Genomic DNA, 25,867 nt, shown 5'->3' with positions numbered 1-25,867 from the left:
GAAGAAGGCTTACTCGGCGGCGCGGAGCGTGGGCGGGCGAGGAGAGGCTGGCGTGGTGTCCCAGAGAATCTCGGGCGGCCTGACCCGGGCGGCGGCGCGGCGCAGGGCCCAGTCGCGCGTCGCGCGGCTGGAGCGGTCCATCGAGGCGCGCGCCAGGAGGCCGGCGAGGGCATGGGCGTAGGTGACGACCCAGACCCGCGCGGCGAGCACCGAGGGGGTGAAGACGAGCGTCAGCACCGTCGCGATGCCGAGGCCGAAGACGACGGCCGTCGCGAGCTGCTTCCACCAGAGGGCGGTGGGTGAATCGATGCTGTAGCCGCCGCCCGCGAAATCTAGGCTGAGGCCGAACATCATCGGTGCGAGGCCCGCCATCGTGGTGATCGTGGTGAGCAGGACCGGGCGGATGCGGTCTTCGGCGGTGCGGATGATCGCCTCGGTTGCGGGCATGTAGCGGGCGTAGTCCTGATAGGTGTCGATCAGGACGATGTTGTTGTTCACCACGATGCCGGCCAGTGCGACGATGCCGGTGCCGGTCATGATGATCGAGAAGGGCTGGCCCATCACCATCATGCCGATCAGGCAGCCCGTGGTGGAGAGAACCACCGCCGTCAGCACGATCAGCGTGTTGTAGAAACTGTTGAACTGCGCCAGCAGGATCACGAACATCAGCCCCAGCGCGGCGATGCCGGCCTTGCCAAGGAACTCCTGGCTTTCGGCCTGGTCCTCCTGGTCGCCGGTCCATTCCCAGTCGATGCCGGCGGGGAGATCGGTGGTCTCCAGCCATTCCGTCAGGCGGGCGATCCGTTCGTTGGGGTTGATGGGGCGGGGGATCAGCCGGCCCTCGGCGGCGAGGCTGCGCAGGGTTTCGGCGGTTGTGTCCTGCGAGATGTTCAGGAGGGCGACGCTCGTGCCACCGGCGAGGTCGAGGCGGTGACCGGGCGTGGGGCCGCCCTCGGGCGAGGGGGTCTCGGGCGTCAGCACCCGGCCGACGGCGAGGATGTCGCGATCCTCGGACGCGGCGGTGCCCAGCGAGACGAGGCCGGGCGCGACGTCGGCGCGGACGTCGAAATGACGCTTCTGGTCGACGCGGTCGATCTGGCCCAGCTTTGCCACCGGCTTGCGGGTGACGAAGTTCGACAGTGGCACGAGGCCGTCGGCGGTACGGACCTTGAGGCTGTCGAGGGTCGACAGGACCCGGTCGCGTTCGGGCAGGCGGACGCGGATCTCGATCTCTTCGTCCGAGCTGGGCACGCGCATCGTGTCGAGGAGGATGCCGCGGGTGACAAGCTGCACCATGCCGCCGACCGTGGCGACGTCGGCGCCGAAGCGGCCCGCCTTCTCGACGTCGACGTCGATCTGCCAGTCGATGCCCGGCAGGGGGCGGCTGTCCTCGATGTCGATCAGGCCCGGCGTGGCGTCGAAGCGCTGTCGGGCCGTCTCGGTCGCGGCGAGCAGCGCGTCCCAGTCGTCTCCGGTCAGGCGCAGGTGCACCGGCTTGGCCGAGGCCGGGCCCATGGCGAGGTCGACCACCTCGGTCCGGACGCCGGGAAGCCGGTCGAGGCGGGCCTGGACCGCATCCATCACGGCGTTGCCGTCGAGCTGCGCCAGGGAGACGTCGCGGGAATGGGACGCAGCATAGGCTGGGCGGTCCTCCCACGGGATCAGTTCGACCTGGATCTGGCCGATCGCGTCGGGCGGGCCCTCGGCACCGCCGGTATTCGAGCTGAGCCCGCCGTCTCCGGCGAAGGCGAAGGCGCTCTGGATGCCGACGACGTCCAGAACCTCGTCCTCGGCCTCGCGCAGTAGCGCGTCCTTCTCGGCGAGGCTAAGATTGCCGCGGGCCTTGACGTAGATCAGCGCCTGTTCCGGTTCGCTCTCGACGAAGAACTCGGTGCCGTTGTTGTTGGCGCCGTAGTAGACGAAGGTCAGGTAGACGAAGATGCAGATCGCCCCGATGGTGACGAGCGGCATCACCGGGTTGCCGGCGATCAGCGTGATGACGTGACCGAACGGCGTCCGGCGGCGACCGCCGCGGGGCGGGCGGGGACGCGGCGGACGTTTCAGGGAGGTGAGGGTCACGCCCAGCCCGCACGCGCCGGCCAGCATCAGCAGGGCGCCCAGCACCGTGCCGGCCCAGGGCGGTGCGGCGCGCATCATCGGCAGGTAGCCGGGATTGAGGGACTGCATCGCGCCGACGAAGACGAGAGCGCCGGCAAGGAGGGCGAGCCCGACGCGCGTCGGCCACGGCGTAGCCGCCTTCAGGCTGCCGGCGGCATGCTCGAAGACGCGGCTGAGCCGGCCCGCGACCCCGCCCATCACCGGCAGATACACCAGCGCCACGATCAGCGAGGCCGAGAGCACGAAGATCAGCGTGACCGGCAGCATCCCCATGAACTCACCCGCGACGCCGGGCCAGAAGAGCATCGGCAGGAAGGCGCAGAGCGTCGTGGCGGTGGAGCTGACGATGGGCCAGAACATCCGCTTGGCCGCCTCGACATAGGCCCGCATGGGGCCGGAGCCCTCGGAGATGCGCTTGTCGGCGTATTCGACCACGACGATGGCGCCGTCGACCAGCATCCCCACGGCGAGGATCAGGCCGAACATCACGATGTTCGAGATCGTGATCCCCATCAGGCCCAGAAGAATGAAGCACAGAAGGAACGAGGTCGGGATCGCGAAGCCGACAAGCAGGGCCGAGCGGATGCCGAGGGCGCCGAGCACCACGATCATCACCAGGGCGATCGCCGTCAGGACCGACCCTTCGAGCTGCTGCACCATCGAGCGGACCTGCCGCGACTGGTCGTTCGATGTCTCGACCGACACCACCTGCCGCAGTTCCCCGGGCCATGTCTCCTGCGCGGCGGCGACCTCGTCGCGGATCAGCGCGGCCGTGTCGATCAGGTTGTATCCCTTGCGCTTGACCACCTGCAGCGCGACGGTCGTCTCGCCGTTGAACCGCGCAGTCGCAGTGCGGTCCTCGAAGGTGAGGCGGATGTCGGCAAGATCGCCCAAGGTGACGACGCGGTCGCCGTTCACCTTCACCGGCAGGGCATAGATGTCCTGCTGGTCGTCGAAGCTCGACGGGATCTTGACGGAAAAGGCGCCCTGCTGTGTCTCGACCTCGCCGGCCGCGATCAGCTGGTTGTTGTTCTGCACCACCCGGATCAGCTCGGCGGCGGTGACATTGTAGGCCTCGAGCCGTAAGGGGTCGATGACGACCTCGACCATCTCTTCCCGATCGCCCGCGATTGCCGCCTCGAGCACGGGTTCCAGTCCCTCGAGCCGGTCCTGCATCTCTTTCGCCAACCGCAACAGGGTGCGTTCGGGGGCCTGTCCGGTCAGGCTGACGATGATGATCGGGAATTCCGAGAAGTTGATCTCGTTGATCGAATACTGCTCCGCGCCGTCGGGGAACGAGGCCTCGGCCTTGTTCATGGCGTCGCGGACATCCGCCATGATCCGGGTCTTGTCCCAGCCGAACTCGAACTCCAGCGCCATGCCGGCATAGCCCTCGGCCGCGGTGGCGCCCATCGTCTTGAGGCCGTCGAGGTCGGAGAGCTCGGTCTCCATCGGGCGAACCAGCAGCGTCTCGGAATCTTCGGCAGATATGCCTGGGAACGGAACCGAGACAAAGAGGGCGGGGATCTCGATATCCGGCTCGCCTTCTTTCGGAAGCGCGGTGTAGGTCACGGCGCCGGCCGCGAGCGAGAGCATGATGAACGCCAGGACCATCCGCGCACGGGCAGCGGCCCAGTCCACGAGGCCGGTCATCTGCCCGCGTCCCGGTAGGTCGGGGTGACGGGAACGCCGTCCGTGACGAATTCCTGCCCCACGACGATGACATCCGCCGTCTCGTCCAGGCCGGTCACGTAGACCCCCTCGGGTGTGTCGCGCATGACCTGCACGCCGACGAACTGAGCGGTGCCGTCGGAGGCAACCGTGCGCAGCCCGAGATCGCCGCCGTCGTTGAGCGTCAGGGCCGATTGCGGCAGGAGGTGCGCCTCGCGTCCCTCGGCCTCGATCACGATCTCGGCGGTCTGTCCGTCGCGGATCGAGAGGTCCGTGTTGGCGACCTCGACCTCAACGCGGAAGGTGCGGGTCTGCGGGTCGGCCGACCGGCTGAGGAACGTGACCTCGCCCTCCACGCTCCGCCCTGACGCTAGGCGGGCGCGGGCGCCGGCGCCGACCGAGACGAGGTCGACCTCGGTCTCGGGCAGGAACCCGACCAGCTTGATCGGGTCGAGCTGGATGACCGTGGCGCACAGCCCCCCGGTCTGCATCAGCGCGCCCAGTTCCGCGGTGTCGGATTCCAGCAGCCCGTCGAAGGGCGCGCGGATCTCGAGGCGCGACAGCTCGGTCTCGGCGGCGGCCACGGCGGCGGCCGCAGTCTCGATCTGGGCGCGGGCCGTCTCCAGCCCGCCGGTCGCGGCCTGGATGGCGGCGCGCGCGGATTCGACGCCGGCCCGCGTCGCCGCGACGCGCGTCTGGCTGGCAAAACCGTCCTGACTGAGCCGTTGGGCCGCGGTGTCGTTGACCTGTGCCTCTTCCAGCGCCGCGCGGGCCTCGACCAGGCGCGCCTCGGCTGCCGGCGTCGCCGCGCGGGCTTCAAGCAGACGGGCCTGCGCCTCGGCCAGCGCGTTCTCGCGCGTGCCGGGATCGAGCCGGCACAGAACCTGGCCTTCCGAGACATCGGCACCCTTCCGCAAGGGCGGGCGGTCGATCTTGCCCGCCGTCTCTGCCCGGACCTCGACGATGCGGGCGGCCTCGGTCTGGCCGCGCACCAGCACGGCGCTGTCGATCGGGCGGGCCTGAGAGGTAACTGCGACGACCGACACCGCGTTCGGGGACGCGGCGGGGGCGACGTCGGTGGCGGCACCGGGAGCGGGGGGCTCGACCCCGGCCAGCGCAAGCAATGCGGGACGTTCAAGTACCAGAAGATACAAGGAAAATGCGACCAGCGCGGCGATCAGGATCGACATCGGGCGCATGGTTCCCGGACCTTCTTCACGGTTCTATGGGGGAGGTCCGCGCCGCCCGGCGCGGCGCTCCCGTCAGGACTTGTGAAACATAAGCGTTTCACGCCAAGGGTGCAATATTGCCGGCATGTTGTCCGAACCTTTGCGTGGCCCTTGGCACACGCCGCGCGGCACGATAGGAACGCAGCGCCAGAGAACGGGAAGGGCATCCGCGTGAGCAATCCAGACTCCTTCATCGACGAAGTGTCCGAAGAGGTCCGCCGCGACCGGATGTTCCACTTTCTCCGCCGCTGGGGCTGGGTCGGCATCGTCGCCGTCGTCGTCCTTGTCGCGGGGGCCGCCTGGAATGAATACCGCAAGGCGCAACAGACGTCCGAGGCGCAGGCGTTCGGCTCGTCGATCCTCTCCGCGCTCGAGCAGGACAGCGCCGAGGCGCGCCGCGCCGCGCTGGCCGAGATCGACGCCTCTGGCGCACGCCAGGCGATCTTGACCATGATCGCCGCCGGCGAGGTCGAGGATGCCGAGATGCGGGCCGCCTCGGCCGAGGCGCTCGACGCGCTGGCGGGCAACCAGGACCTCGACGCCGTCTACCGCGATCTGGCGCAGATCAAGTCCGTCCTGTTGCTCGGCGACGATCTCGACCCGCAGGAGCGGATCGACCGGCTCGAGCCGCTGACCATCCCGGGCGCGCCGTACCGGCTTCTGGCGCTGGAGCAGACGGCGATGGCGCATGTCGCGGCCGGCGATGACGACGCGGCGCTGGGGGTTCTTCAGGACCTCATCGGCGAAGATGGCGTGAGCCAGGGCTTGCAACAGCGTGCGTCGCAACTGATCGTGGCGCTCGGCGGCTCGCCGGACGCAGCATGACGATGCGGATCGGCGCAGGCAGTCTGAAAGGGGCGACGCGAGACAAAATGATACTGGGACGTACGATTGGGGCCTGTCTGCTGCTTGCCGTCGCGGCCGGGTGCGCGCCGCGCGAACTGATCCTTACCGGCGAACGGCTTGACCTGCGGCCGCCGCAGCAGGACGCGGCCGCCGCGGCGGACCGTGCCGCGCCGATCTCGATCCCCGGACCGCGCACCAACGCGGACTGGACGCACGTGGCCGGCGACGCGCAGCACGACCCGGGCAACGTGTCCTTCTCGGCCGCGCCGCAGCGGATCTGGACCGCCTCGATCGGGCAGGGCGAAAACCGGCGTCACCGTATCACCGCGGCTCCGGTTGTCTCGGGCGGACGGATATTCACCGTCGACAGCCGTGCCCGCGTCATGGCGCACGACACCGGGGGCAACGCACTCTGGTCTGCCGATCTGACGCCGGCCACCGACAGTCCCGACGACGCCTCGGGCGCCGGGCTGGCGGTGTCGGGCGGCACCCTGTTCGTGACCACCGCCTTCGGCGATCTCTTCGCGCTCGATGTCTCGACGGGCCGCGAACTCTGGAGCCAGGACCTCGACGCGCCGGCCTCGGGCGCGCCGGCGGTCTACGGCGATCTCGTCTACGTCGTCAGCCGCGATGCGCGCGGGTGGGCCATCGACACCCAGACCGGCCGTGTCGAATGGACCGTTCAGGGCACGCCCGGCGATGTCGGCGTGGTCGGAGGCTCGGCCCCGGCGGTCACGGACCGGACGGCGCTGTTCCCGTTCTCCAGCGGCGAGATGATCGCGGCGCTGCGCGAGGGGGGCTACAACCTCTGGACCGGCCGCGTCATGGGTGAGCGTCAGGGGCGGGTCTATGCCCGGTATTCCGATCTCAGCGGCGATCCCGTCGTGTCGGGCGGCCGCATCTACGTGGGCAGCTCGGGCGGACGGACTGTCGCGTTCGAGGCCAGCAGCGGTGAACGGGTCTGGTCGGTGCGCGAAGGCGCTCTCGGCCCTGTTGCCGCCGTGGGTGGTTCGGTCTTCCTGCTGTCCGACCTGGGTGAGCTGGTGCGGCTCGATGCCGCGACGGGCGAGCGGGTGTGGGGCGTCGAACTGCCGCTCTACCTGCGAGAGCGGGCCAGTAAGCGCGAGAAAATATACAATCATTTCGGGCCCTTGTTGGCCGGAAGCCGGCTGTGGGTCGCGTCCTCGGACGGGGTGCTCCGCGCCTTCGATGCGACCGACGGGACAGTGGTGCAGCAGGTCGCGCTGCCGGGCGGCGCGGCAAGCGCGCCGGCGGTCGCGAACGGTGTGATGTATGTCGTGTCCCAGGACGGTGACCTTCACGCTTTCCGCTGAGGCGCAAAGGGTGTAAGGGGCGGGACTTCCCGTAACGCAGGGCAGAGCCATGACCTTCACCCTCGCCATCGTTGGACGCCCGAACGTCGGAAAGTCCACGCTTTTCAACCGCTTGGTCGGCAAACGTCTTGCGCTTGTCGATGACCAGCCCGGTGTGACTCGCGACCTGCGCGAAGGCGAGGCGCGGCTGGGGGATCTGCGATTCACCGTTGTGGACACGGCCGGGCTGGAAGAGGCGACGGACGAGTCGCTGCCGGGACGGATGCGGAAACTGACGGAGCGGGCGGTGGAGATGGCCGACGTCTGCCTGTTCATGATCGACGCGCGGGCGGGTGTGCTGGGGACGGACGAGGTGTTCGCGGACATCCTCAGGCGGAAGGCGAAGCACGTGATCCTTGCGGCCAACAAGGGCGAGGGGCGTGCGGCGGATGCCGGGATGCTGGAGGCCTATGCCCTGGGGCTCGGCGAGCCGATCCGGATGTCCGCCGAGCATGGCGAAGGGCTCAACGATTTGTTGAGCTTTCTCATGCCGTTGGCCGGCGAATTTGAAGAGCGCGCCGCGGCCGAGGCGCCGGTCACCGAGGTGGATGTCGGGGAGGAGCCGGACGAGGACGAAGGTCCCCGCGTGCCGACCGAGTCCCGGCCATTGCAGGTCGCCGTCATCGGCCGTCCGAACGCCGGAAAATCCACGCTTATCAACAAGTTCCTCGGCGAAGAGCGGTTGCTGACCGGGCCCGAGGCCGGGATCACGCGGGATGCGATCTCGGTCACGATGGACTGGCACGGCCAGGGCGGGCCGGTTCCGGTGCGAATCTTCGACACCGCCGGGATGAGAAAGCGCGCGAAAGTGCAGGAAAAGCTTGAGAAATTGAGCGTTTCCGATGGCCTTCGCGCGGTCAAGTTCGCCGAGGTGGTGGTGGTCCTTCTGGACGCCGCGATCCCGTTCGAGCAGCAGGATCTGCGGATCGCTGACCTGGCCGAACGCGAGGGTCGCGCGGTCGTCGTCGCCGTCAACAAGTGGGACATCGAGGACGACAAGAACAACAAGATCAAGGAGTTGCGCGAATCTTTTGAACGTCTTCTGCCGCAGCTGCGGGGGGCGCCGCTGGTGACGGTGTCGGCCAGGACCGGGCGCGGGCTGGACCGGTTGCAGGCGGCAGTGATCAAGGCGCACGAGGTCTGGAACCGGCGGGTCAGTACGGCGAAGCTGAACAAGTGGTTGGTTTCTATGATAGAATCGCACCCGCCGCCGGCACCGGGCGGGCGGCGGATCAAGCTGCGCTACATGACGCAGGCCAAGACGCGGCCGCCGGGTTTCGTCGTCATGTGCTCGAACCCCAAGGACGTGCCGGAAAGCTATTCCCGCTATCTTATCAATGGTTTGCGGGACGATTTCGATATGCCCGGAACGCCGGTGCGGCTGTGGATGCGGTCGCAATCCGACCAGAACCCGTTCAAGGGCAAGACCAAGCCGGGGCCGTCGAAGCTGCGCAAACATCTGGGCAAAAGTCGCCCCGATTGAGGGTGCACAGACCGTGCACCGGGCGTGCACCGAACGTGCACAAGGCGGCATACGATCAGCGCACGGCGCGGACCCAGAGCCACGCCATCGCCACCGCGCCCGCAAGGGCCAGGATGGTGAGGCCGGGGTGCGTACCGCCGTTCTGCACCGCGACGCCGATCAGCGCCCAGCCGAAGGCGGCGGCGTAACCCGGCGCGGGGCGCACGCGCATGATCGCTGTTGCAACCGCCAGAGCGACGAACAGGGCGGCCCACGCGGCGACGGTTTCGGAGACGAAGCCCCAGCCGGCGGCGACGAGGGCCAGCGAGACGAAACTCGCCGCCGTCAGCCAGCCGGCATAGAGACCGAGCGGCGTCTCCAGTAGCCACCGGTCGTCGCGCCCGGCGCGGATCAGCGCGGCGAGGGCGGTCAGCAGCATCACCCATATCAGGAGGGTCGCCCAGAGCGGCGAGGCGTTGGCGACCGGAATCCACACCGCGCCGACCGCGAGGCTGGCCAGCAGCATCGGGCGCGCCGCTTGCCAACTAGGATCGGCGCGGCGCCGGGCGAGGCCGTAGCCGGCATGGACGATCAGCCAGAGATAGATCAGCCCCCAGATCGAGAACGCATAGCCTGCGGGCTGCACCGGGGGCTCGTCCTGCGGCACCGGGAATTGATCGGCGGTAAAGCCGTTGAAACCGTCGGAGACGAGCGGTGAAAGGGTGAAGGCAAGCGCGGCGGCGAGGACTAGGATCGGCATGGGGCGGGAGGTGGCGCCGCATGCGGGCAAGGCAAGGCTTGCCGCGGCTTTCGGCATCTGCGAGGCTTATTGCAACGTCGCCCGTGGCGCGGCGTTGCACGGTGCCGCGAGGACGGGTTTCCGGGGGCGCCCCGGGATGTTAACGGTCGTGAAATGCCCTCTGGCCGGACGGTGCGATGAGCGACCCCACACATGACTTCGATCGCGATATCGCGCGGATCCAGTCTATCGAGCAGGTTCCCCTGATCCTCGATGTCTGCGCACGCACCACCGGCATGCGCTTTGTCGCCATCGCGCGTGTGACGGAGGATCGCTGGATCACCTGCGCCTCGCGGGACGATCTTGCCTTCGGGCTGGGGCCGGGCGACGAGCTGGAGGTCCAGACGACGATCTGCAACGAGATCCGCGCCGGCGGCACGCTGGTGACGATCGACGACGTGTCGCGCGATGCCGATTTCCACGATCACGCGGTCCCGGCGCAGTATGGCTTCAAGAGCTACATCTCGGTGCCGATCGTGCGCGCCGACGGGGCGTTCTTCGGGACGCTCTGCGCCATCGACGCGGATCCGCGCGAGGTCAGTTCCGAGGCGACGGTGGGCACGTTCCGCCTGTTCGCCGATCTGGTGGCGCGGGAGCTCGACTCGCTCGAAGAGCTGGAACGCAGCCGCCTTGCGCTGCTGGACGAACGCAAGACGGCCGAGCTGCGCGAGCAGTTCATCGCCATCGTCGGCCACGACCTGCGCAACCCGATCGCGTCGCTGTCCTCGGGGCTGCGGATGATGGGCCGTTCGGATCTGGACGAGACGACCGAGACCCTGCGGCAGGAGATGCAACATTCGGTCCAGCGGATGAACGGGATCGTTCACAACCTGATGGATTTCGCGCGGGGGCGTCTCGGTGGCGGGATCGAGGCCGAAATCGACCCGGACGCGGATCTTGGCGCCGCGATCGAGACGGTTGCGGCCGAGATGGAGGCCGTCGACGGTTTCAGCGTGGTCCGCAAGCTGGACCTAAGGCGGCAGGTGCCGTGCGACCCGCAGCGGATCGGTCAGCTTGTCTCGAACCTTCTGAGCAATGCCGCCGTGCATGGCCGGCCGCAGGAGCCGGTCACGGTCGAGGCCGATACCGAGCGGGACCGGTTGCGGATCGCGGTGTCGAACATGGGCGAGCCGATCCCCGAGGCGCTGCTGCCGACGTTGTTCGAGCCGTTCCACCGGGCCGCCGACACGACAAACCGCGCGGGAGTGGGGCTGGGGCTGTATATCGCGTCCGAGATCGCGCGGGCTCATGGCGGCACGCTGACCGCGCAATCCACCGACGAGATCACGACCTTCATCTTCACGATGCCCCTGCCGTCCGGGGCGGAGGCCCCGTAGGGCCGTCCGTCAGGCCAGCACGCCCTCGGCGGTGATCGTGGTCCGGCCGCCGGTATAGGGGGCCAGCACCTCGGGCAGAGCGACGCTGCCGTCCTCCTGCTGGCCGTTTTCGAGCACCGCGATCAGGCAGCGGCCCACGGCGAGGCCCGAGCCGTTGAGCGTGTGCACGAAGTCCGGCTTGCCGCCGTCGGCGCGGTAGCGGGCGTTCATGCGGCGGGCCTGGAAGGCGCCGCAGGTCGAGACCGAGGAGATCTCGCGGTAGGTGTTCTGCCCCGGCAGCCAGACCTCGATGTCGTGGGTGCGCCGGGCGCCGAAGCCCAGGTCACCGGTGCACAGCACGATGGTGCGGTAGGGCAGCCCGAGTCGTTCGAGGATGCCCTCGGCGCAGCCGGTCATGCGGGCATGCTCTGCCTCGGAATCCTCGGGGCGGGTGACCGAGACCATCTCGACCTTCTCGAACTGGTGCTGGCGCAGCATCCCGGCGGTGTCCTTGCCGGCCGAGCCGGCCTCGGAGCGGAAGCACTGGGTGTGGGCGACGTAGCGGCGGGGCAGGTAGCCCTCGTCGAGGATGTGGCCGGCGACGATGTTGGTCAGCGTCACCTCGGCGGTGGGGATCAGCCACCAGCCGTTCGTCGTCTGGTAGCTGTCCTCGGCGAACTTGGGCAGCTGGCCGGTGCCGCGCATCGCCTCGTCGCGGACGAGGACGGGGGTGATCGTCTCGGTCAGGCCGTTCTCGGCGGAGTGCACGTCGAGCATGAACTGCGCCAGCGCCCGGTGCAGCCGCGCCATGGCGCCGGACAGGACGGCGAAGCGCGAGCCCGAGAGCTTGGCCGCCGTCTCGAAGTCGAGATCGCGGGCGGCGGGCAGGTCGAAGTGTTCCCTGGGCGCGAAGCCGAAGTCGCGCGGGCTGCCCCAGCGCTTGAGCTCGACGTTGTCGTCCTCGTCTGCGCCGTCGGGCACGTCGTCGTAGGGCAGGTTCGGCAGCGTCATCAGCAGCTCGGTGAGGCGGGCGTCGTGCTCCTTTGCCTCCTGCTCCAGCCGCGCGACGTCCGATTTCTTGTCGGCCACCAGGGCGCGGAGACGCTCGAACTCGGCCTCGTCGCCGCGGGCCTTGGCGGCGCCGATCTCTTTCGAGGCGGCGTTCTGCTCGGCCTTGGCGGTTTCGGCGGCGTGGATCTTCTCGCGCCGGGCGCCGTCGATCTCCAGCACCTCGGACGAGACGCCGGAAAGGCCCCGCCGGGCCATGGCGGCATCGAAGGCGTCCGGGTTGTCGCGGATGGTGCGGATGTCGTGCATCGGTCTTAGGGTCCCCTTACGGTCCGAGTCGCGCGCGGTTATGGCCGATTTGGACCCGAGGGGGAACCGGCACGACGGAGACGGAGGCGCGATGACCTTTTCGCAAGCGGTGGCGACGATGCCCGAGGGCCTGCGGCTGTGGGTCCTGTGGCTGACGGTGGCGATGATCGTGGCGCCGCTGGTGCTGCTGGCGTTCCGCGGCACGCGGCGGGACGGGGCGGTGATTCTGGTGGCGAACGTCGCGGTGGCGGTGACGATGCACTGGCTGTTCGCCGCGGTGGGATTCGTCCGGCTGCTGGGCCTGCCGCACGTGGTGATCTGGACGCCGCTGGCGATCCACCTGGTCGTGCGGCTGCGCGACGGGGTGCGGCCCCGTGTCGCTCAGGGGATGATGGCGGCGTTCCTTGTAACGATCTGCATGTCGCTGGTGTTCGACTGGATCGACGTGCTGCGCTATGCCGCGGGCGACCGCGGCGCGCTGACCGAGGCCACCGAGCGCACGCTGCGGTGAGGGGGCGGGCACTTGCTTGCCAACCGCCGGGGCCACAGATAGGACGACACCGTTACGCAGAGGGGGCGCAGTCGCCCCCGCAAGACGAAGGATAGCCGATGTTTGCCACGCCCGCCTTTGCGCAAGCGGCCGGAGGAGGGGGCGCCGCTGGCGCCATCACCTCGTTCGTTCCGCTTATCCTGATCTTCGCCATCATGTACTTCCTGCTGATCAGACCTCAGCAGAAGAAGATGAAGGACCATCAGAAGATGGTCGAGGCGCTGCGCCGGGGCGACCAGGTCGTGACCGCCGGCGGCCTGATCGGCAAGGTCAGCAAGGTCAAGGAAGACGGCGAGCTCGAGGTCGAGCTGGCCGACAACGTGAAGGTCCGCGTGGTCAGGAGCACGATCAGCCAGGTGCTCAACAAGACCGAACCGGCGAACACGTAAGCGCCGGACATGCTGCAGATCCCCATCTGGAAGCGCGTGCTGATCTGGGGCCTCGTGGTCCTGGGTCTGCTCTACGCGATGCCGAACCTGTTCTACGGCCGTGTCGAGACGTCGAACGACGCCGAGCGGGCGATCGTGCAGCAGGGCTCGACCCCCGAACGCGCCGCCGAGGCCGGGCAGTGGCCCGACTGGCTGCCCTCGGGGCTGGTCAATCTCGGCCTCGACCTGCGCGGCGGGGCGCACCTGCTTGCCGAGGTGCAGGTCGAGGACGTCTACGAACAACGCATGGATGCCTACTGGCCCAGCGTGCGCGACGCGCTGCGCGACGCCCGTGACGAGGTCGGCACGATCCGCCGCGTCGAGACCGAGCCGGGCGTGCTGCGGGTGCGCATCTCGCGCCCCGAGGGGATGCAGCAGGCGCTGCAGATCGTCCGCGACCTGGCGCAGCCGGTCTCTTCGGTCACCGGCGCGGTACAGGACGACATCACCGTCGCCGGACAGGATGACGAGATCGTCGTGCAGCTGAGCGAGGCGGAACGCGCCGCGACCGACGACCGGACCGTGCGCCAGAGCCTCGAGATCGTGCGCCGCCGGATCGACGAGGTCGGCACGCGCGAGCCGAACATCCAGCGCCAGGGCGAGGACCGCATCCTGATCCAGGTGCCGGGCATCGGGTCTGCCGGCGAGCTGAAGGACCTGATCGGCACCACCGCGCAGCTCACCTTCCACCCGGTCGAGGGCCGCACCCAGGATGCCGAGGCCAATGTCGGGCCGGGACAGGACATCCTGCCGGCACTGAACCAGGAAGGTCTGTTCTACATCGTCGACGGCTCGCCCGTCGTGTCGGGCGAGAACCTCACCGACGCGCAGCCCTCGTTCGACCAGAACGGCCGGCCCGCGGTGAACTTTCGCTTCAACCCGCAGGGGGCGCGCGCCTTCGGCGACTACACCGCCGAGAACATCGGCAGCCCCTTCGCCATCGTGCTGGACGACGAGGTCATCAGCGCCCCGGTCATCCAGGACCACATTCCCGGCGGTTCGGGCATCATCACCGGCGACTTCACGGTCGAGGAATCGACCGAGCTGGCGGTTCTGCTGCGCGCCGGCGCGCTGCCGGCCGAGCTGAGCTTTCTCGAAGAGCGGACGGTCGGCCCCGAGCTGGGCCAGGACAGCATCGAGGCGGGCCGCATCGCCTGCATCGTCGCCTTCGCCGCGGTGCTGGTCTTCATGGGGGCGAGCTATGGCCTGTTCGGCATCTTCGCCAATATCGCGCTGCTGCTGAACGTCGGTCTGCTGTTCGGCCTGCTGAGCGCCATCGGCGCGACGCTGACCTTGCCGGGCATCGCCGGGATCGTCCTGACCATCGGCATGGCGGTGGATGCCAACGTGCTGGTGTTCGAGCGAATCCGCGAAGAGATGCGGACCGCGCGGGGTCCGAGCCGGGCGATCGAGCTGGGCTACGAGCGCGCGCTGTCGGCGATCATCGACGCCAACATCACCACGCTGATCATCGCGGTCATCCTGTTCACCATGGGCTCGGGCCCGGTCCGCGGCTTTGCCGTGACGCTGGGCTTCGGCATCGTCACCTCGATCTTCACGGCGATCTTCGTCACGCGGCTGCTGATCGTCACCTGGTTCGAGCGCGCCCGCCCGAAGACAATCGAGGTCTGAGCCATGAAGCGCCTGAAACTCGTCCCCGAGACCACCAATTTCGACTTCTTCCGCTATTCGCGGGCGACGCTCGGCGGGTCGATCGTCGCCGTGCTGGCCGCGCTGGTGCTGTGGCTGACCGTCGGTCTGAACTTCGGCATCGACTTCCAGGGCGGCACCACGATCCGCACCGAGTCGACCGAGGCGGTGGATGTCGGCGAATATCGCGACGCGCTTCAGCCCCTGGGCCTGGGCGACGTGGCGATCAGCGAGGTCTTCGATCCCTCGTTCGGTCCCGACGAGAACGTCGCGATGATCCGCATCCAGGCGCAGGAGGGGCAGGAGAGCGTCCCCGCCGACACCGTGTCCGAGATCGAGACCGCCCTGCAGGAGGTCGACCCGTCGGTCAGCTTCACCTCTGTGGAAAGCGTCGGGCCTAAGGTCTCGGGCGAACTGGTCGAGACCGCCTTCCTTGCCGTGGGCGCGTCGCTGCTGGCGATCCTGATCTATATCTGGCTGCGCTTCGAGTGGCAGTTCTCGGTCGGCGCGGTGGCCGCGCTGTTCCATGACGTGATCCTGACGATCGGCATCTTCAGCCTGCTGCAGATCCGCTTCGACCTGGCGACGATCGCGGCGCTGCTGACGATCGTGGGCTATTCGATCAACGACACGGTGGTGATCTTCGACCGCGTCCGCGAGAACCTGATCAAGTACAAGACCAAGCCCCTGCGCGACGTGATGAACCTGTCGGTGAATGAGACGCTGGCGCGGACCGTGATGACCAGCGGCACGACGCTGATCGCATTGATCGCGCTGCTGGTGCTGGGCGGCGACGTGATCCGCGGCTTCGTCTTCGCGATCACCTGGGGCGTCATCGTCGGCACCTATTCCTCGGTCTATGTCGCCAAGAACATCGTCCTGCTGCTGGGAACCAAGCGCGACTGGTCCAAGCCCGACAAGACCGGCGGCAACCAGTTCGCAAACGTCGAGAGCTGACGGCCGGCTTGGCTCCGGCCGCGGCCGCGCCTACGTTCCGGACAACAGGAGGCGGCGCCGGCACGGTCCGCGCCGCCCGTCCATGGCCGAGAGGAGGGCGAGATGCGCCTCAACGAAGTGACCTATGACGACTCGCGGCCGATCGACGGCTACGGTCCGGGCTTCTTCCGGATCGGCGGCGAAGTGATCGAGGGGGCGGTGCTTCTCCGGCCCGAGGGCCCTCTGGGCTGGGGCGGCTACGACGACCGCGAGGGCCTGCGCGCGGTGGCCGCGACCGTCGACGTGCTGTTCGTCGGCACCGGGGCCGAGACCGCGCATATCCCCCGCGATCTCCGCGACGAACTGGAAGAGGCCGGCCTGGGGGTCGAGGCGATGGCGACCGGCCCGGCCTGCCGCACCTACAACGTGCTGCTGTCCGAGGGCCGGCGGATCGCGGCGGCGCTGCTGCCGGTCTGAGCATGGCGCCGCTTCTGGAGGTGCGCGACCTGGCCTGCGCGCGGGGCGGCCTCGCGGTGCTCGAGGGCGTGTCCTTCAGCCTCTCGCCCGGCGAGGCGCTGGTGCTGCGGGGGCCGAACGGGTCGGGCAAGACGACGCTGTTGCGCACGCTGGCGGGCCTTCAGGCACCATTGGACGGCACAGTCGGGATGGCGCCCGAGACGCTGGCCTATGGCGGTCACGCGGACGGCGTGAAGCCGACGCTGACCGTGGCCGAGACCCTGCGATTCTGGGCGGGGGTGTTCGGCACCTCGGGCATCGACGATGCCCTTTCCGCGTTCGACCTCTCGGCGCTGCGCGACCGTCCCGCCCAGACCCTGTCCGCGGGCCAGCGGCGGCGGCTGGGCCTGGCGCGGCTGCTGGTTACGGGCCGTCCCGTCTGGGCGCTGGACGAGCCCACGGTGTCGCTGGACGCGGCCAGCGTGGCCCTCTTCGCCGCGGTTGTGCGGGCGCATCTCGCGGCGGGGGGCGCGGCGCTGATGGCCACGCATATCGACCTCGGGATCGAGGCGGGTGTCCTGGATCTCGCGTCCTTCCGGGCGGTGGACCGGCCCGATCCGTCCGGCTTCGACGAGGCCTTCCTGTGATCCGGTTGCTCCTGCGTGACATGGCCCTGGCCGTCCGGGCCGGGGGTGGCTTCGGGCTGGGCCTTGCGTTCTTCCTGATCGTCGTGGTGCTCGTGCCCTTCGCCGTGGGCCCCGAGACGGCGGTGCTGGCACGAATCGCGCCGGGCGTCCTCTGGCTCGGCGCGCTGTTGGCGTGCCTGTTGTCGCTCGACCGGATCTTCGCCCTCGACTGGGAGGACGGATCGCTCGACTTGCTCGCGACCGCGCCGCTGCCGCTGGAGGGCGTCGTGGCCGCCAAGGCGGCGGCGCACTGGCTCACCACGGGATTGCCGCTGACCCTGGCGGCACCGGTGCTGGGCGTGTTCCTGAACTTGCCCGCGGAAGGGTATGGCTGGCTGCTTCTCGCGCTTGCCGCGGGCACGCCGGCGCTCAGCATGATCGGCGCCTTCGGCGCCGCGCTGACGGTGGGGCTGCGGCGTGGGGGATTGCTGCTGTCGCTCCTGGTGCTGCCGCTCTATGTGCCCACGCTGATCTTCGGCGCCGAAGTCTCGCGCCGTGGCGCCGAGGGGCTGGCGCTGGCGACCCCGCTCGCCATGCTGGGCGGCATCACCGCCGGCACGCTGGCGCTGCTCCCCTTCGCCGCCGCCGCCGCCCTGCGGGTCAATCTCAGGTAGGCGCCATCCCAAAGGAGCCGCGCTGGCGCGCGGCACGCGATGTCTGCGCCGGCCTCCGGCCGACGCGTGCCTCCGGCGGGGATATTTGGGGACAGAAGAAGCTGGGCGCGCGTCGCGACTTCTTCTGCCGGAAAATACCCCTGCCGGAGGCATCGCGCCGCAGGCGCGATCGTGTCGGAGCGCTTGAGCGTGGCGCGGCGGCGGCATAGAGAGAGGGCGATGTCGCTCTGGGAATACGCAAACCCGGCCCGTTTCATGGCCACCACCGCCCGCGCCGTGCCGGTGCTCGGCGGGGCGGCGGCCCTGTGTCTTCTGGTCGGGCTGGTCTGGGGGTTCTTCTTCACGCCGGAGGATTACCGGCAGGGATCGACGGTCAAGATCATCTATCTTCACGTTCCCGCGGCGCTGATGGCGATCAACGCCTGGCTGATGATGCTGGTGGCCTCGCTCGTCTGGCTGATCCGGCGACACCACGTGAGCGCGCTGGCGGCGAAGGCGGCGGCGCCGGTGGGTGTGACGATGACGCTGATCGCACTTTTCACCGGGGCGGTCTGGGGGCAGCCCATGTGGGGCACCTGGTGGGCCTGGGATCCGCGCCTGACCTCGTTCCTGATCCTGTTCCTTTTCTACCTGGGCTACATGGCGCTGTGGGCGGCAATCGACGATCCGGACACCGCGGCCGACCTGACCGGGGTGCTGTGCCTCGTCGGTTCGGTCTTCGCGGTGCTGAGCCGGTATGCGGTGAATTTCTGGAACCAGGGGCTGCACCAGGGGGCCTCGCTGTCGCTCGATGCGGAGGAGAACGTGGCGGACGTGTTCTATTACCCGTTGCTGGTGGCGATCGCCGGTTTCGTGTTGTTGTTCGTGGCCCTCGTCCTGTTGCGGACGCGGACCGAGATCCGGCTCAGGCGTCTGCACGCGCTGCGGCTCAGGGAGCGGGCGGCATGAGCGTGGAACTCGGACGTTATGCAGCAGAGGTGCTGGTGGCCTATGCCGGGAGCCTGGTGCTGCTTGCGGGGCTTGTCGGGCTGAGCGTGGCGCGGGCACGGCGCGTGCGCCGTCAGCTGGACGAGGCGGAGGCGCGGCGCAATGGTTAAGCCGCTGATGCTGTTGCCGCCGATGCTGTTCGCCGGCCTGGCCGTGGCCTTCTGGCTGGGGATGCAGCGCGAGGATCCGGATGCGCTGCCGTCGGCCCGCGCCGGAGAGATCGCGCCGGGTGTGGCGCTGGAGCCCTTGGACGGGTCGACGTTCGAGACGGCGGACCTGCGCGAGGGCGGCGTCAAGCTGGTGAACTTCTGGGCCAGCTGGTGCGCGCCGTGCCGGGCCGAGCACCCCAATCTCGAGCAGCTGGCCGGGGAGGGGGTGCCGATCTATGGCATCAACTACAAGGACGATCCGGAGAACGCGGTGTCGTTCCTGAAGGAACTCGGCAATCCATTCGTCGCCATGGGCGCAGATCCGAGCGGGCGGACGGCGCTGGACTGGGGACTGTACGGTGTGCCGGAGACCTATGTTCTGGACCGGGAAGGCCGGGTGGTGCTGCGCTTTGCCGGGCCGATCACGGACAGGGTGATGGACAGCCGCATCCGGCCCGCCATCGCCGAGGCGCGCGACTAGGTTCCGGTCACCGCCGCGGCGTAGGCGAGGAACAACAGGATCCCGGTTTCGAGAAACGGGACCGCGAAAGGCAGTCTGCGCAGGTAGGCGCAGAGTTCGGTCAGCATCGTCATCGTCCCCCAATGAACAGGGTCAGTCTTAACAGGCCCATGCCACACCGCGAGGAAACAGAGTGTTTGCGGCACCCCGGTCGCACGGTGATGGCTCACCATACCGATTGTTGCGACACCGCGCACGATAGCCTCTTGATCTAAGCCGGATGCCGTAGCTCGCGCGCCGCCGCGCCAGCCCGGAGTAGCAGCGTTTATTGGGAAAAATCCGAATCTCTCAGCGCTTTGGATGAGGCACGAGAAGGCTGTCCGGCCGGATGGACGATATCTTTGGGTGTGTCTGGAAATGTGGCGGAAACGTGGCGCCAGACGTGGCACGGCCCGCCGCGTGTCCGGGGCGGGCCGTGTCGTGAGATGGTGGTGTTGCTGCCTGTGTCAGGCCGACTTGGCGAGATTGCGCAGCACGTAATGCAGCACGCCGCCGTTTTCGACATAGGCTTTCTCGACGCCCGTATCGATCCGGCACTTGATCTCGATCTCCTTGGTCGAGCCGTCGCCGTAGGTGATGCTGCAGGGCACCAGCGCACCGGGGCGCAGATCGCCTTCGAGACCGTGGATCTCGACCTGTTCGTCGCCCTTGAGTTCCAGCGAGTTGCGCGTGTCGCCGCCGGTGAACTCGAACGGGATGACGCCCATGCCGACGAGGTTCGAACGGTGGATGCGCTCGTAGCTTTCGGCGATCACGGCGCGGACGCCGAGCAGCGCGGTGCCCTTCGCGGCCCAGTCCCGGCTGGAGCCGGCGCCGTACTGCTCACCCGCGATGACCACGAGCGGCACGCCCTTGTCCTGCCACGCCATCGCGGCATCGTAGATCGACACCTGGTGGCCGTCGGGATCGAGCGTGTAGCCACCCTCGACGCCGTCCAGCATCTCGTTCTTGATGCGGATGTTGGCGAAGGTGCCGCGCATCATCACTTCGTGGTTGCCGCGGCGCGAGCCGTAGGAGTTGAACTCACGCGGGGAAACCTGACGTTCGACCAGGTACTGGCCGGCGGGCGAGGTTTCCTTGAACGAGCCCGCGGGCGAGATGTGGTCGGTGGTGACCATGTCGCCCAGGATCGCGAGGATGCGCGCGCCCTCGACATTTGTGATCGTGCCCGGCTCCTTCGACATGTTCTGGAAGTAGGGCGGGTTCTGCACGTAGGTCGAGGAGGCCGGCCAGTCGTAGGTCTCGCTGTCGGTGGTCTCGACCGAGCGCCATTTCTCGTCGCCCTTGAAGACGTCGGCGTACTTCTCCTGGAAGCTGTCGCGGGTGACGGTCTTTTCCACCAGTTCGGCGATCTCGGACTGGGCGGGCCAGAGGTCCTTGAGGAAGACGTCGTTGCCGTCCTTGTCCTTGCCCAGCGGTTCGCGGGTGATGTCGACGTTCATGTCGCCGACCAGGGCATAGGCCACCACGAGCGGCGGCGAGGCCAGGTAGTTGGCGCGCACGTCCGGAGAGATCCGGCCCTCGAAGTTGCGGTTGCCCGACAGGACCGAGACGCCGATCAGGTCGTTCTCGGCGATGCAGTCGGAGATCTCGGGCGCCAGCGGGCCGGAGTTGCCGATGCAGGTCGTGCAGCCGTAGCCCACGAGGTTGAAGCCGATCGCGTCCAGATCCTCCTGCAGGCCGGTTTCCTCGAGATAGGCCGAGACGACCTGGCTGCCGGGTGCGAGCGAGGTCTTCACCCAGGGCTGACGGTCGAGGCCGAGCTCGCGCGCCTTGCGGGCGACGAGGCCGGCGCCGATCATCACGTAGGGGTTCGAGGTGTTGGTGCACGAGGTGATCGAGGCGATAACGATCGAGCCGTCATGCAGCTGGAACTCGACGTCTTCGTCGTCGATGTCCTTCATCTTGACGAAGCCGCGCTTGTGCTTGCCCGAATCGCCGGGGATCTCGCGCGGGGTGGGCTGGCCGCCCTCGGCCTCCCAGCGGATCTTCTCGCCGTTGTCGCCGTCGCCCGAGGCGCCGTCGCGCTGTCCTTCGATGTATTCGTGGAAGGTCGGCGCGGCCTTGTCGAGGGCGATGTGGTCCTGCGGGCGCTTGGGGCCCGAGATCGCGGGAACGACGGTGGACATGTCGAGTTCGAGCGTGTCGCTGAAGACCGGCTCGTTGCCCGGCTCGCGCCACAGGCCGTTGGCCTTGGCGTATTCCTCGACCAGCTCGATCGTGCCCCGGTCGCGGCCGGTCGTGTCTAGATAGCGCAGCGTCTCGGAATCGATCGGGAAGAAGGCGCAGGTGGCGCCGAACTCGGGGCTCATGTTGCCGATCGTCGCGCGGTCGGCGAGATTCACGTTATCGAGCCCGTCGCCGTAGAACTCGACGAACTTGCCGACGACGCCCTTCTCGCGCAGCATCTCGCAGACGCGCAGGACGAGGTCGGTGGCCGTCGTGCCCTCGGGCAGCGCGCCGGTCAGCTTGAAGCCCACGACCTCGGGGATCAGCATCGAGATCGGCTGGCCCAGCATCGCGGCCTCCGCCTCGATCCCGCCGACGCCCCAGCCCAGCACGCCCAGGCCGTTGATCATGGTGGTGTGGCTGTCGGTGCCGACCAGCGTGTCGGGATAGGCCACGTTGTCGCCGTTCTGGTCGGTGTCCTGCCAGACCGAGCGGCCGAGATACTCCAGGTTCACCTGGTGGCAGATGCCGGTGCCCGGCGGCACGACGCGGAAGTTGTCGAACGCCTTCTGGCCCCACTTGAGGAAGGTGTAACGCTCGATGTTGCGCTCGTACTCGCGCTCGACGTTCATCTGGAAGGCGCGGGGGTTGCCGAACTCGTCGATCATCACACTGTGGTCGATGACCAGGTCGACCGGGTTCAGCGGGTTGATCTTCTGCGGGTCGCCGCCCAGCTCGACGATGCCGTCGCGCATCGCGGCGAGGTCCACCACGGCGGGAACGCCGGTGAAGTCCTGCATCAGCACGCGGGCGGGACGATAGGCAATCTCGCGATCGGTCTTGCCGTTGTTGGCGGCCCAGTCCGAGAACGCCTTGATGTCGTCCGTCGTGACGGTTTCGCCGTCCTCGAAGCGCAGCATGTTCTCGAGCACGACCTTCAGCGACATCGGCAGCTTGGAGAACGTGCCGAGCCCGGCCTGCTCGGCGGCGGGAATCGAGTAGTAGGCGAAACTCTGGTCGCCGACCTGTAAGGTCTTGCGCGTCTTGGCACTGTCTTGGCCGACCGTGATAGGCATGGGCGTGGCTCCTTTACCTGGCTTGCTTAACTGGCCGCCGCCGGGCGGGATGCCTTTCGGCGGATCGTCCGGGCTGGGGTCGCGCGTTGTATACCATTGTGCACCGGGCTTGGCGAGGCCATTCCTTGTAACAACGCCGACGTGGGGACACGGGTTCTCGCTAATCCTTGATTGGTCTATGGCCTATCGGATCAAGTAGGCAACGAAGGCCAGCGTCAAGACGAGGACCATGACAATGCGCGCCATTCCCGCCGCCGGCATAACCCTCTGCCTTGCGATGGCTCCGCAGGTGCAGGCGCACGACACCGATGGGCAGCCGGTCCTGGTGGAACTCTACACCTCTCAGGGCTGCGCGTCGTGCCCGCCGGCGGACGCGCTGCTGACCGAGCTGAAGGGCCGGAGCGACGTGCTACCGCTGGCGCTGCACGTCGATTACTGGGACTATATCGGCTGGAAGGACGACTTCGCCGATCCCGCCTATACCAAGCGTCAGAAGGGATATGCCCACGCCGCGGGCGGCAGCACCGTCTACACGCCGCAGATGGTCGTGGGCGGGCAGGATCACGTCGTCGGCTACCGCCCGATGGAGCTGGCCGAGCTGATCGAGGCGCATCACGACGCCCAGCAGCCGGTCGTCCTGACCGTCAGCCACGATGGCGGTGTGCTGCAGATCGAGGCGACGCCGCGCGGTGATTCGGTCGGCGATGTCATCGTGCAGCTTGTCACCTTCGTCCCAGAGCGCGAGGTGTCGATCAAGCGCGGCGAGAACGCGGGCAAGACGATCACCTACACGAATGTCGTGACCGGCTGGCGCGAGGTCGGCCGCTGGGACGGGGCGGGCACGCTGGCGATGACAGCCCAGGCGTCGGGCGACGAGCCCGCCGCGGTCATCCTGCAGAAACCCGATTACGGTCCGGTCGTGGCGGCGGCGCGCGCCCGCTGACGGTGCGGTTTCCAGCGCCGGTGGATCCAGAACCACTGGCCCGGATGGGCGCGGGCCTGCGCCTCGACCCGGTCGTTGTAGGTCTGCATCATCTCTTCGACGGTGCCGTGCGGGATCGGCTCTTCGACTACGATGTCGAAGCTCAGCCCGTCGTCCTGCCGGATCGAGAAGATCGGGATCATCGGCGCGTCGAACTTCACCGCCCATTCCGCGATCGACCCCGCGGTGGGGGCGGTCTTGCCGAAGAACGTCACCGGCAGGCCGCCCTCGGCGTAAATGTCGCTGACGACGGCCACGGGCTCGCCGTTCTTGAGGTGACGCATGATCGCGACAATGCCCTTGCGGTCGGCGGCGTGCACGCTGGACAGCTGGGCCATGGCCTGCACGTAGCGGTCGTTCAGAGCCGCGTTCCGCATCGGGCGGTACAGCGCGCCGAGCGGTTCGCCGCGATGCTTCATCACGGCGCGGAAGGCGTCGTAATTGCCGAAATGCCCGGTGACGAGCACCATTGGCGTCCGCGCGCGCAGCCCGGCCTCGAGCGTTTCGACGCCGGGACCGCGCAGGGGCGTGGGGCCGACACGTTCGAGGAACTCGGCCCCGGAATAGAGCTCGGCCAGGGAACGCCCCGCGTTGTCGGGAACGGCGCGGACGATGCGCACGATCTCGGCCTCGGGCAGGTCGGGCAGGACGTAGGCGAGGTTTTCGCGCACCCGCTTGTTCCAGCCCAGCAGCGGCGCCGCGACACGCGAGGTCAGCCAGCCGAGGACGGGCACCCGCCAGCGATAGGGCAGCCGCGCGGCGACCCACAGGACGGCGCGCACGACGCGGTCCTCCAGGGCCTGGCGTCTCGGGGATGTGGTCTTGGCCATGCGCTTGCTCGTGGTCTGGGGCGCGCGGGCTCCGGGGCGGGCCGCGCGTTTCGCGCCGCCAGACATAGAGCCCGCCTTGCGCGATCACAACAGCGCCCGGCTTCCCCGCGCGGTGTCAGGCGGCGAGGATCAGCCCCTCGTTCGGCAGCAGCTCGGCCGGCGCGTCGGACAGTGCCCGCTCGGGCCGCGTGGACAGCAGCGGCGTGCCGCGCGCGGGCAGGGGCCGGGCCTTGGCGGTGAAGTTCAGCACGACGTGAAGCGTACGACCGCCATGGGTGCGGGTATAGGCGAACAAGCTCTCGTCCGCGTGCAGCCTGCGATAGCGGCCGCGGGACAGCGCCGGTTCGGTCTGCCGAAGGTCGATGAGGGCGCGGTAGAGCGTGAGCATCGACCCGGGATCGTCCTCCTGCGCGGCGGCGCTGTCCACCGACGAGAGCGGCAGCCAGGGCGTGCCTTCGGTGAAGCCGCGGCCCGGGCCGTCAGTCCACGGGATCGGGATGCGCACCGGATCGCGGCCAAGGCCGTAGCCGGGATTGTTCTTTTCCCAAGGGTCCTGGACCATCTCGGGCGGGACGGTCTCGTTGACCATGCCCAGCTCATCGCCCTGGTAGATGGTCGGCGTGCCGCGCAGGGTGAGCAGCAGCATCGCCGCCACACGCGCTTGCGCCGGGCCGGTGCGGCTGGCCACCCTGTCGCGGTCGTGGTTGCCGAGCACCCAGTTGGGCCATGCGCCGGCGGGCAGGGCACCTTCGTAGGTATCGGCGAAGTCCGCGATGTGTAGCGGATCCCACGGCGCGGTGATCAGCTCGAAGTTGAAGGGCAGGTGAAAGCCGTCGCCGGTCTCGCCGTAATACAGCATCACCTCGTCGAGTGTGCCATAGGCCTCTCCCACGAGGACGCGACCGGGATATTCGTCGGCCACCTGCCGCATCTCGCGCACGATCTCGAATCCCTCGGGCTGGTGCGATGAATAGGTGCGGAAGAGCGACCGGGCGGGGCCTTCCTCGACCCGCCAGTCGGGGTTTGGCAGGTTGTCGCGAAGCTGGTCGTCCGGGGTCAGATGCTCGGCCGCGTCCACGCGGAAGCCGTCGACGCCGCGGTCGAACCAGAATCGCATCGTGTCGTACATCTCGGCCCGCACCTCGGGATTGCGCCAGTTCAGCGCGGGCTGCGCGTAGAGATAGATGTTGAGATAGTACTGGCCCGTAGGCTCGTCCCAGGTCCAGGCGGGGCCGCCGAACTCGCTGATCCAGTTGTTCGGCGGGCCGCCGTCTGGGGCGGGATCGCGCCAGATGTACCAGTCGCGCCTGGGATCGCTGCGCGAGGCCCGGCTGGCGCGGAACCACGGATGCTGGTCCGAGGTGTGGCTGGGCACGAAGTCGAGAAGCACGCGCAGACCGCGGGCATGGGCGTCGGCGACGAGCCGGTCGAAATCCTTCAGCGTGCCGAAGGTCGGGTCGATCCCCCGGTAGTCCGAGATGTCGTAGCCACCGTCGAGCATCGGAGACGGATAGATCGGAGAAATCCAGATCGCGTCGACGCCAAGCCCCGCGAGATGATCGAGCCGCTGCCCGATCCCGCGCAGGTCGCCCACGCCGTTGCCGCCGCTGTCCTGGAAGGAGCGCGGGTAGATCTGGTAGATGATGCCGTCCTGCCACCAGGGTGTCTGGGTCTGAGTCATCGGTTCCCTCGCCATCGCACCG

General features: G+C 68.4%; 22 protein-coding genes. 15 read left to right on the top strand and 7 right to left on the bottom strand.

The genetic code is table 11. The features are described 5' to 3' along the window. Window positions 1-9: 9 nt before the first annotated feature. Both BMZ25_RS01825 and BMZ25_RS01820 read right to left on the bottom strand, forming a co-directional pair. Window positions 10-3,771 carry an efflux RND transporter permease subunit gene (locus BMZ25_RS01825; RefSeq protein ID WP_092687491.1) on the bottom strand — a complete coding sequence of 1,254 codons (3,762 nt, stop codon included), beginning with the start codon at window positions 3,769-3,771 and terminating at the stop codon, window positions 10-12. After that, entirely contained in the window at window positions 3,768-4,988 is a 1,221-nt protein-coding gene (locus tag BMZ25_RS01820) for an efflux RND transporter periplasmic adaptor subunit (protein WP_092687488.1), read from the bottom strand. Before BMZ25_RS01820 ends, BMZ25_RS01825 begins: the two co-directional genes overlap by 4 nt. Before the next feature lie 201 nt (window positions 4,989-5,189). Here BMZ25_RS01820 and BMZ25_RS01815 point away from each other — a divergent pair, with 201 nt between their 5' ends. Genes BMZ25_RS01815 through der form a run of 3 tightly spaced genes read left to right on the top strand, consistent with a single transcriptional unit; the run spans window position 5,190 to window position 8,720 of the window. Continuing rightward, window positions 5,190-5,843 (top strand): hypothetical protein, encoded by a 654-nt coding sequence (locus tag BMZ25_RS01815; protein ID WP_092687485.1) that lies wholly within the window; start codon window positions 5,190-5,192, stop codon window positions 5,841-5,843. A 47-nt stretch (window positions 5,844-5,890) separates the two neighbouring features. Beyond that, window positions 5,891-7,198, top strand: a complete 1,308-nt coding sequence (locus BMZ25_RS01810) for an outer membrane protein assembly factor BamB family protein (protein ID WP_235859750.1) — start codon at window positions 5,891-5,893, stop codon at window positions 7,196-7,198. 49 nt (window positions 7,199-7,247) lie between these two features. Then, the gene (gene der / locus BMZ25_RS01805; RefSeq protein WP_092687482.1) at window positions 7,248-8,720 is read left to right on the top strand and encodes a ribosome biogenesis GTPase Der; all 1,473 of its coding nucleotides are present in this window, start codon (window positions 7,248-7,250) and stop codon (window positions 8,718-8,720) included. 55 nt (window positions 8,721-8,775) lie between these two features. Here the strand turns inward: der and BMZ25_RS01800 are convergent, their stop codons facing one another. Then, on the bottom strand, window positions 8,776-9,459 hold the full coding sequence (locus tag BMZ25_RS01800; protein ID WP_092687479.1) for a tryptophan-rich sensory protein: 684 nt from the start codon (window positions 9,457-9,459) through the stop codon (window positions 8,776-8,778). A 176-nt stretch (window positions 9,460-9,635) separates the two neighbouring features. Here BMZ25_RS01800 and BMZ25_RS01795 point away from each other — a divergent pair, with 176 nt between their 5' ends. Beyond that, window positions 9,636-10,835, top strand: a complete 1,200-nt coding sequence (locus BMZ25_RS01795) for a GAF domain-containing sensor histidine kinase (RefSeq protein WP_092687476.1) — start codon at window positions 9,636-9,638, stop codon at window positions 10,833-10,835. A 9-nt stretch (window positions 10,836-10,844) separates the two neighbouring features. Here BMZ25_RS01795 and serS read toward each other — a convergent pair whose 3' ends face one another. Next, window positions 10,845-12,131: a serine--tRNA ligase gene (gene serS, locus BMZ25_RS01790; RefSeq protein ID WP_092687473.1), complete on the bottom strand. Its 1,287-nt coding sequence runs from the start codon at window positions 12,129-12,131 to the stop codon at window positions 10,845-10,847. Between the two features lie 91 nt (window positions 12,132-12,222). Here serS and BMZ25_RS01785 point away from each other — a divergent pair, with 91 nt between their 5' ends. The 10 genes from BMZ25_RS01785 to BMZ25_RS01740 all read left to right on the top strand — a co-directional run bounded on the left by BMZ25_RS01785 (window position 12,223) and on the right by BMZ25_RS01740 (window position 19,068). Continuing rightward, window positions 12,223-12,642: a hypothetical protein gene (locus tag BMZ25_RS01785; RefSeq protein ID WP_092687470.1), complete on the top strand. Its 420-nt coding sequence runs from the start codon at window positions 12,223-12,225 to the stop codon at window positions 12,640-12,642. A 98-nt stretch (window positions 12,643-12,740) separates the two neighbouring features. Then, on the top strand, window positions 12,741-13,070 hold the full coding sequence (gene yajC, locus BMZ25_RS01780) for a preprotein translocase subunit YajC (protein WP_092687467.1): 330 nt from the start codon (window positions 12,741-12,743) through the stop codon (window positions 13,068-13,070). A 9-nt stretch (window positions 13,071-13,079) separates the two neighbouring features. Next, entirely contained in the window at window positions 13,080-14,741 is a 1,662-nt protein-coding gene (gene secD / locus BMZ25_RS01775; RefSeq protein ID WP_092687464.1) for a protein translocase subunit SecD, read from the top strand. Window positions 14,742-14,744: 3 nt separating this feature from the next. Then, window positions 14,745-15,716, top strand: coding sequence for a protein translocase subunit SecF (gene secF / locus BMZ25_RS01770; protein WP_092687461.1), 972 nt, complete (start codon window positions 14,745-14,747; stop codon window positions 15,714-15,716). Between the two features lie 102 nt (window positions 15,717-15,818). Then, window positions 15,819-16,172, top strand: a complete 354-nt coding sequence (locus BMZ25_RS01765) for an Mth938-like domain-containing protein (protein WP_092687458.1) — start codon at window positions 15,819-15,821, stop codon at window positions 16,170-16,172. Between the two features lie 2 nt (window positions 16,173-16,174). After that, complete coding sequence (gene ccmA / locus BMZ25_RS01760; RefSeq protein ID WP_092687455.1) at window positions 16,175-16,798, top strand: heme ABC exporter ATP-binding protein CcmA; 624 nt, start codon at window positions 16,175-16,177, stop codon at window positions 16,796-16,798. Further along, a complete protein-coding gene (gene ccmB, locus BMZ25_RS01755; RefSeq protein ID WP_092687452.1) occupies window positions 16,795-17,451 on the top strand; it encodes a heme exporter protein CcmB in 657 nt (218 codons plus the stop codon). Before ccmA ends, ccmB begins: the two co-directional genes overlap by 4 nt. 219 nt (window positions 17,452-17,670) lie before the next feature. Continuing rightward, window positions 17,671-18,399 carry a heme ABC transporter permease gene (locus BMZ25_RS01750; protein ID WP_092687449.1) on the top strand — a complete coding sequence of 243 codons (729 nt, stop codon included), beginning with the start codon at window positions 17,671-17,673 and terminating at the stop codon, window positions 18,397-18,399. Then, window positions 18,396-18,548 carry a heme exporter protein CcmD gene (ccmD, locus tag BMZ25_RS01745; protein WP_092687446.1) on the top strand — a complete coding sequence of 51 codons (153 nt, stop codon included), beginning with the start codon at window positions 18,396-18,398 and terminating at the stop codon, window positions 18,546-18,548. Before BMZ25_RS01750 ends, ccmD begins: the two co-directional genes overlap by 4 nt. Further along, on the top strand, window positions 18,541-19,068 hold the full coding sequence (locus BMZ25_RS01740; RefSeq protein WP_092687444.1) for a DsbE family thiol:disulfide interchange protein: 528 nt from the start codon (window positions 18,541-18,543) through the stop codon (window positions 19,066-19,068). Before ccmD ends, BMZ25_RS01740 begins: the two co-directional genes overlap by 8 nt. 485 nt (window positions 19,069-19,553) lie before the next feature. Here BMZ25_RS01740 and acnA read toward each other — a convergent pair whose 3' ends face one another. Next, window positions 19,554-22,352, bottom strand: a complete 2,799-nt coding sequence (acnA, locus tag BMZ25_RS01735; RefSeq protein ID WP_092687441.1) for an aconitate hydratase AcnA — start codon at window positions 22,350-22,352, stop codon at window positions 19,554-19,556. A 235-nt stretch (window positions 22,353-22,587) separates the two neighbouring features. Here acnA and BMZ25_RS01730 point away from each other — a divergent pair, with 235 nt between their 5' ends. Next, window positions 22,588-23,295, top strand: a complete 708-nt coding sequence (locus BMZ25_RS01730) for a DUF1223 domain-containing protein (RefSeq protein WP_092687438.1) — start codon at window positions 22,588-22,590, stop codon at window positions 23,293-23,295. On the opposite strand, the gene BMZ25_RS01725 is transcribed toward BMZ25_RS01730, so the two are convergent. After that, window positions 23,259-24,164, bottom strand: coding sequence for a lysophospholipid acyltransferase family protein (locus tag BMZ25_RS01725; RefSeq protein ID WP_092687435.1), 906 nt, complete (start codon window positions 24,162-24,164; stop codon window positions 23,259-23,261). The genes BMZ25_RS01730 and BMZ25_RS01725 overlap by 37 nt on opposite strands. A gap of 115 nt (window positions 24,165-24,279) precedes the next feature. Next, window positions 24,280-25,845 carry an alpha-amylase family glycosyl hydrolase gene (locus BMZ25_RS01720; protein WP_092687432.1) on the bottom strand — a complete coding sequence of 522 codons (1,566 nt, stop codon included), beginning with the start codon at window positions 25,843-25,845 and terminating at the stop codon, window positions 24,280-24,282. Between the last annotated feature and the right edge of the window lie 22 nt (window positions 25,846-25,867).

It is taken from the genome of Tranquillimonas rosea, from assembly GCF_900111315.1.
GTDB lineage: Bacteria > Pseudomonadota > Alphaproteobacteria > Rhodobacterales > Rhodobacteraceae > Tranquillimonas > Tranquillimonas rosea.
The sequence above is the reverse complement of the archived record's forward strand: the minus strand, read 5'-3'. Positions and strand labels throughout refer to the sequence as shown.